This window comes from Nitratidesulfovibrio oxamicus, from assembly GCF_015731765.1.
Lineage (GTDB): Bacteria > Desulfobacterota > Desulfovibrionia > Desulfovibrionales > Desulfovibrionaceae > Cupidesulfovibrio > Cupidesulfovibrio oxamicus.
Genome location: NZ_VRYY01000126.1, coordinates 1 through 6,048 on the forward strand (window position 1 = coordinate 1; position 6,048 = coordinate 6,048).

Here is a 6,048-nt window from a genome sequence, read left to right on the forward strand (position 1 = left end):
AGGAACGCGCCCTGGCAGTGCTGCGCGGCGAGGACGGCCCCGGCGTGGCCGAGGCCCTGGGCCTGCTGGAACGGGCGCTGGACGGGCTGGCCCGTCTGAACGGCCCAACGGTGGGCGACAACGCCAAGCCATCCCCCAGCGCCCAGCCCAACTGGTCCGAAGACGTGACCGCCATCTCCGCCTTCCGGCAAGGGCTGTCCGACCTGGAACGCCGCCTGCGCCGCCGCCCCGCCCCCGCCGCGTCCGATGGAGACGACGACATGGATGTGGAGGCCATCGAAAAACGGCTGTACGAGTTGGCCCAGTTGAAGCGCAAGCTGCGCCGCACCCTGGACGAGATCGTGGACCTGCGGCGCGAGATCGAGGAAAATCTTTCATTTCTCGATGCCTGCCGCCTGGACCTGCGCACCCTGGAGCGTGAGGAAGAGGCCCATAAGGAACAGCTGTGCGGCGTGCTGGCGGAATTGAACCCGGCCCGGCAAGAAGCAGCGGCCCGGCTGGCCCAGGCGCTGGAAGGCGAACTGGCGGGCCTGGGCTTTTCCGAGCATGTGCGCGTGGCCTTCGACTTTGCTCCGCACGAGCCGTGGCCCGGCTGCGTGGAGGACCGGGCGCGCCTGATGTGGGTGCCCAACCCCGGCCAGCCGCCGCAGCCGCTGGACCGCATTGCCTCCGGCGGGGAACTTTCGCGCTTTCTGCTGGCGGTGGTGGGGCTGATGGCCCGAGACGAAACCGCCACGCTCATCTTCGACGAAGTGGATTCCGGCGTGGGCGGGCTGACCCTGAACCGGGTCTCGGACCGGCTGGCCGCGCTGGCCGAGCACAGGCAGGTGATCCTGATTACCCACTGGCCGCAGTTGGCCGCCCGTGCCGGGCGGCACTTCCAGGTCTGCAAGGAAGTGGCGGACAATGCCACCTTCACCCTGTGCCGCAGGCTGGATGGCGAGGACATCCGCAAGGAGCTGGCCCGCATGGCGGGGGGCGGCGGGCAGGGAGAAGCCATGGCCCGGGAACTGATTTCCTGATATCGGGCAGGAATTGCCGCCACGATATCCGGTTGACAATCCGCCAGCCAGCGGCCAGAGACATGAAGCGCCCCCATGTGCGAATGGGGGATTACACCCGGTTTCGCACCCGCAGAACACAGCCCGCAGGAACTAGCCATGATCGACGCGCGAAACCACGAACCATCACAAGGCCCGCCGCCTGATGAACGTCTGGCCGCGTATGTGGCCTGCCTGGCCGCCACCAAGGACCGCCGCGCCGTGCGCGAGGTGGTGGAGCGCGAGGTGCTGCTCTGCCTCATCCGCACCAACAGCGACCGCATCAATGAATACCCGCTGCTGGAAACGCAACAACGGTCCATTATCGAAATCGTGGCCGCGCGCGGGGCCGTGGACCCGTTGCACGGGCATATCCGCAAGCTGGTGGGTGAATTCGTGGCCCTGTTGGGGCAGTATGCCAAGCCGGGCGCGGGCGATTCCAGCCAGTTGCGCACCCGGCTGATGAACACCGAAACCCAGCTGCTGAAATGCGTGCAGGGTGTGGTGTACACCACCGCCCTGTGCACCGACAATTTCATCGAAACCCTGGTCCGCGCCTACGGCGAAGAAGCCCTTGGCCCCTCGGACGCGGTGACCGAATCCACGGAACTGGACGAGCAGTACTGGCGCAAGCACTTCGAACATTTCGTGGTGCGCATGGTGGACGAAGCGTACGACGCCATCATGACGCAGGAAGCGTTCACCCTGTCCAAGGAGCGCTCGCTGCTGGTCATCCGCTACCCCTTCGACGCCCTGCTCGAACGGCTGTGCCGCACGCCGAAGCCGCTGGACAAGACGCGGGTGCAAACCCTGTTCGAGTTCGAGACGCGCGACTTCGCCAGCCGCAAGGCTCGCAAGCTGGTGCACGACATCCTGCAAGGCATGGCCGCCCGGCCCGACTATCCCTTTGCCTCAAGCGACATCGACTTCATCAGCCAGATCGTGTGCATAGACCCCGCAGCCAGGGAAATGGAAAAGCTGCAAACCCTGCTGCTGTCCGGCGGCCTGACGGGTGACGCCACGGGCGACGCGCCAGGCGATGCACCCGGCACGGAAGGCGGGACGCCCCCATCGCCCGCAACACCCGCGCCATCACCCCCCGAGGTCAACGCCGAGCAGGTGCAGTTCCTGCGCGAACAGGTGGTGGGCATGGCCTGCAGCGTGGCCACGACACTGAACCTGCTGCGCGAGGATTTTTTACGGGCGCTGGACGGTTTTTCACCCAAGGAAACGGCCATCGTGCGCCGCACCCTGGGCGACTTTTCGTTGCCGTGCCTGGGCAGGGCCCTGCAATCACTGCTGGAGTTCCAGTTTGTCACGCTGCTGCGCCGCCGCGCGGGCGAAGACATGGGCAAGATCCACATCCGCACCCGCAAGGAGCGGCGCACCTCGGTGGCCGCCGTGGAGACCTTGTTCGATTCCGGGCTGACGCGCATCCGGCGCAACAAGTTGTGGCAGCCGGACCCCGGCAGGGCCACCATGCAGCTGTTCCGCCCGCAGACGGCCACGGAACTGGAATCGCTGCTGCACCTGTTGCAGATAGAACCGCAACTGGCCCGCGAAATCGGATCGCTGTGGACCGACGCCTCGTTCCGGGTGGAGTTCGCCCTGTACATCAGCCTGGACCTGCTGTCGCGCTCCACCACCAACCTGAACCAGCGCCTGGCCGAGCTGCTGTCCCGCTTCGGCATCACCCGGCTGTAGCCGGGCATGGCGGTCCCCCGCCCGCCCGGCATCCGCCCCCTTCCGCCCATTCCGCAACAAAAAGCCGCCCCGGAGGGTTTCCTCCGGGGCGGCTGCCGTTCATGTACCGGGGACAAACGCGATTACGCGTTGCCGTCGTTCTCCGTGGCCTTTCCGGCCTTTCCGGGTTTGGCGGGCTTGGCGTCGCCCGTCTTTTTCGGAGCAGCCTTGGCCGCGCCGCTCTTATCGGCTGCGGCGGCCTTGCCGGGCTTGGCGGTCGTATCGGATTTGGCGATCGTATCGAATTTGGCCGTCTGGCCGGAAGACTTTTCCTTCGTGGGGACCTTGCCCTTGCCGGGCGTGGCGTTGCCGGTCTTGCCTTCCTTCGCCTTGGGGGATTTGCCCGGCGTGGCGGCCTTTTCCTCTCCCGCCTTCTTCGGGGCGGAGGTCTTTTTGGCGGAGGGCTTCGAGGCAGCGGGCTTCGGGGCCGCCCCCTTGCGGGTGGCGGGCTTTGCGCCTGCCTTGCCGCCCCGCCCCTTGCGCGGCGCGTTCTCGAACGGTTCCGGCAATTCCGTGGGCATGGGATCGTCCCAACCCGCGTCGGTGGTGGAACGCGCCTTGGCCTTGCGCGACGTGCGGTCGGCATGGGCGGCGGCAGACGGCACCGTGGCTGCCGCGCGGTCACCGCGACCGATGGCGTCACGCGTACCGCGTCCGGCATCATCACGCGTACCGCGTCCGGCATCATCACCGGATTCGCGACCCGCCCTTGGCTCTTCGCCACGGCCAGGACCGCGCCCGCCGCGTGCCCCCCTGCCTCCACGGCCCCCGCTGCCGGCACGACCGGCATTCCAGTCCCGACTGGCACGATCACGCCCGGCGGGCCGGGGTTTCTTCGCACCAGTGGAGGCCACGGCATCCGGCCCGGCCAGCACCAGGTTCACCTCCAGCCGGGCCACGTTGACCTCGGCCAGACGCACCGTCACGGCCTGCCCCAGCCGGAAGCTGCGTCCCGTGCGCTCGCCCACCAGTTCCTGCCGCTCCGGCAGGTAGCCGTAGTAGTCGTCGTCCAGCGACGACAGGCGCACCATGCCCTCGGCCATCACCTCGTTGAATTCCACGAAAAAGCCGAAGTCGATGATGCCGGAAATGACCCCGGTGAACTCTTCCCCCACCCGTTCGGACAGGAACAGCACGGTGATGCGCTTGAGTATCTCGCGCTCGGCCTCCATGGCCACGCGCTCGTTCACGTTCAGGGTGTCGGCAATGGTCAGCAGGGCCCGTTCGCCCGGCAGCGGCCCGTTCACCGGCAGCCCCAGGGTGCGGCGCAACGCGCGATGCACGATCAGGTCGGCGTACCGGCGGATGGGCGAGGTGAAGTGGCAGTAACATTCCGAAGCCAGGCCGAAATGGCCTTCGTGGTCGGGCGCGTAACGGGCCTGCATCATGGTGCGCAGGGCCATGCGGTTGACCACGAATTCCTGGTCGCTGCCCTTGGCCGCCTGCAACACGCCCTGCAACGCCTTGGCCGAAGGCTTGCCGGGCAGGTGCTGCGCCAGCGAGGTACGCGCCAGCACCTTGAACAGCCCCTCCAGCTTTTCGGTGTCCGGCTCCGGGTGCACCCGGTACAGGAAGCGGGCGTTCTTTTCGGTCAGGAAGCGGGCCACCGCCTCGTTGGCGGCGATCATGAACTCTTCGATGATCTGGTGGCCGAAGTGGCGCACCTTGCGGCCAATGTCCACCGTCTCGCCGTAGATGTTGAAAATGACTTCCGGCTCGGGCAGATCGAAGTCCAGGCTGCCGCGTTCGGAACGCTTGGCGTTCAGCAGGCGGGCCAGTGCTTCGGCGCGTTCCAGCAGGGGCAGCACCGGGGTAAGCAGGCGGCGCTCCTTTTCGTCCTTTTCGATGATCGCCCGATTGACCTGCCCGTAGGTCAGACGGGCCTTGGACTCGATGATGGCCGCATAGAACTTGCTCCGCCCGGGGGTGCCGTCGGCGTAGAAGAAGGTTTCCGCCACCATGGCCAGCCGGGGCACGCGCGGATTCAGGCTGCACAGCCCGTTGGAAAGGGCCTCGGGCAGCATGGGCTCCACCGACTGCGGGAAATAGTACGAATTGGACCGGGCCTGCGCCTCGCGATCCATGGCCGAGCCGGGCCGCACGTAATGGGCCACGTCGGCGATGGCCACCCACAGGCGGTAGCCGGTGCCCTGCTCTTCCACGTACACGGCGTCGTCGAAGTCGCGAGCCTTGGCCCCGTCGATGGTGACGAACTCCAGATGGCGCAGGTCGATGCGGCCTTCCATGTCGTCGCGACTCGGCACGGCGGGCAGGTCGCGGGCTTCTTCCAGCACTTCGGGCGGAAAGTCGGTGGGCACGTCGTGGTTGATCTTCACCAGCCGTTCCTGCACCAGCACGTTGTCGTCGGCGCCCAGCACGGCAAGCCCGGTGGCGGCCCACAGGCCGTCCTCCACTTTATCTCCGGGTGCGGCCACCACAAGGTCGCCCTTTTCGGCCTTCTCTTCCACGGCGCTCATGTCCACCACGAAGCTGACGGCCATGCGCGGGTCCGCCGCGCGGCACAGCAGGCTGTGCCTGCCCATGCGGCGCACCACGCGGGCGGGTATTTCCTTGCGGCCCCGCTCCACCACGCGCACGATGCGCCCTTCCGGATTCTTGCCGTGGCGGCCCGGCAGCAGGGCAACCACCACCTTGTCGCCGTGCCAGGCATCGCCCATCTGGTAGGGGTGCACGTAGATGTCGTCGCGGCCCTTTTCCTCGGGCAGCACGAAGCCCATGCCGGAACGCTGGATGGACAGGGTGCCCGTGACCAGCCGCAGCTGTTCCACAAGGCCCCAGGCCCCGCCGCGCAGGCGGATGATGCGCCCCTGCCGGACAAGGTCGTCCAGGCGGTCTTCCAGTTCCTTCTTCATGCGGCGGTGCAGGCCCAGCATGCGCATCAGCGCGTCGATCTTCAGCGGGCGGTGCGCCTCGCGGAACAGGGTTGCCAGATCGTTGGCGTCGGGCAGCACGTAGCTTTCCTCGCGTTTCTTCTTTGTCATATGGATGTCCTTTCCGGCCATGCCGGAGTGAAAGATGTCGAATGCGGGCGGGCTGCCGGGGCGGCCAGGCGGTCTGCGAAGACCCGTGCCCATTGCCGCCGGTTGCCGTCAGCCTCGTCTTGCTGGATCGCCCTGCCGGTTCGCTCTGCTGAACCGTCCTGAGGGATCGTTCCGGATCGGCGCCCCCGGCAAGGGGCGGGCAGCCGTGGCGGACGCGGCAGGTCAGGCCGGACGGGCGGTATGGCGTCAGGCCCGGCGGGCGG

General features: G+C 67.4%; 3 protein-coding genes. 2 read left to right on the top strand and 1 reads right to left on the bottom strand.

All coding sequences use genetic code 11. The features are described from left to right. On the top strand, positions 1 to 1,022 hold a 1,022-nt coding region (locus tag FVW20_RS05745), incomplete at its 5' end, for a DNA repair protein RecN (protein ID WP_504739142.1). Positions 1,023 to 1,160: 138 nt separating this feature from the next. Beyond that, positions 1,161 to 2,744, top strand: a complete 1,584-nt coding sequence (locus tag FVW20_RS05750) for a hypothetical protein (RefSeq protein WP_196608678.1) — start codon at positions 1,161 to 1,163, stop codon at positions 2,742 to 2,744. Positions 2,745 to 2,866: 122 nt separating this feature from the next. Here FVW20_RS05750 and rnr read toward each other — a convergent pair whose 3' ends face one another. Next, positions 2,867 to 5,785 (bottom strand): ribonuclease R, encoded by a 2,919-nt coding sequence (gene rnr / locus FVW20_RS05755; protein WP_231038903.1) that lies wholly within the window; start codon positions 5,783 to 5,785, stop codon positions 2,867 to 2,869. Between the last annotated feature and the right edge of the window lie 263 nt (positions 5,786 to 6,048).

Bases quoted from the DNA above. Each gene is read 5' to 3' on its own strand.
- FVW20_RS05750 (WP_196608678.1), top strand. From the start codon at position 1,161: ATGATCGACGCGCGAAACCACGAACCATCACAAGGCCCGCCGCCTGAT.
- rnr (WP_231038903.1), bottom strand. From the start codon at position 5,785: ATGACAAAGAAGAAACGCGAGGAAAGCTACGTGCTGCCCGACGCCAAC.